Raw genomic sequence first — 908 nt, forward strand, 5'->3', positions numbered from 1 at the left:
AAGTGACAAAGCAATGTGGCTTTAGCCCGGAGTGAGCGCGAGCGGGAACCGTGAGTCGCGAACGGAGTGAGAAGCCGTAGTTAGACGACGTTTTGAGATATCTAAGCGCTAATAAGCTCTTTATAATTCCTAATTTCTTTAAGCTCAGCTGATATCTTATCGCGTTCTTCTCTAATTTCGAATTCGTCTTGAATTCCCATCCAAAATTCTACCGAATTTCCAAAGAATTTAGAAAATCTTAAAGCAGTATCGGCTGTAATGCCCCTCTTCCCATGAATTATCTCGCTCACTCGCGTTGGATTTATCTTTGTTTCCTTTGCGAGACGATATGCAGTTATATTCATTGGAAGTAAGAACTCTTCATTTAATATTTCACCAGGATGAACATTTGGAATTTTTTTCATTTATTACTACTCCTGATGATAATCGACTATTTCAACGTCATAAGCATTTGATTCTTTCCATTTAAAGCAAATGCGCCATTGATCATTAATTCTAATACTATATTGACCTAATCTGTTACCTAATAACTTTTCTAAATGATTAGAAGGTGGGATCTTTAGGTCCTCAATATTCTTTGATCGCGCTATCATAACTAATTTTCGATACGCAATCTTTTGAATTTGATTAGGTAGCTTCTTCGAAAACTCTTGATTCCAGACTTTTTCCGTTTCTGGTGATTTGAAAGAGTTAATCACAATTAATATTGCTGGAATTCAATACTATTGTCAATCGATATTATCTTTTAAATTCCATCTTTTTGCTTATGATTTTATCAATCCAAAATTCTCCCCAACAGAAGCTTGAATCCAGAAAATTAATCTCAAAATGTCGTCTAACGAAAGAAGCTTGCCGACGTCGCGTCCCCGAGCGCTTGTGCGCGAAAGGGTCGCGAACTTCTCTTACCG

General features: G+C 37.1%; 2 protein-coding genes. Both read right to left on the bottom strand.

What is annotated here, in order from left to right; translation table 11 throughout:
- Positions 1 to 101: 101 nt before the first annotated feature.
- Positions 102 to 404 carry a HigA family addiction module antitoxin gene (locus JWG44_RS21660; protein ID WP_010577056.1) on the bottom strand — a complete coding sequence of 101 codons (303 nt, stop codon included), beginning with the start codon at positions 402 to 404 and terminating at the stop codon, positions 102 to 104.
- A gap of 6 nt (positions 405 to 410) precedes the next feature.
- Entirely contained in the window at positions 411 to 698 is a 288-nt protein-coding gene (locus JWG44_RS21665; RefSeq protein WP_205277113.1) for a type II toxin-antitoxin system RelE/ParE family toxin, read from the bottom strand.
- Positions 699 to 908 lie beyond the last annotated feature (210 nt).

The organism is Leptospira ainazelensis (assembly GCF_016918785.1).
GTDB classification, from domain to species: Bacteria; Spirochaetota; Leptospiria; order Leptospirales; family Leptospiraceae; genus Leptospira; species Leptospira ainazelensis.

Excerpts from the sequence above, each read along its gene's own strand:
- JWG44_RS21660 (WP_010577056.1), bottom strand. The coding sequence starts at position 404 with ATGAAAAAAATTCCAAATGTTCATCCTGGTGAAATATTAAATGAAGAG.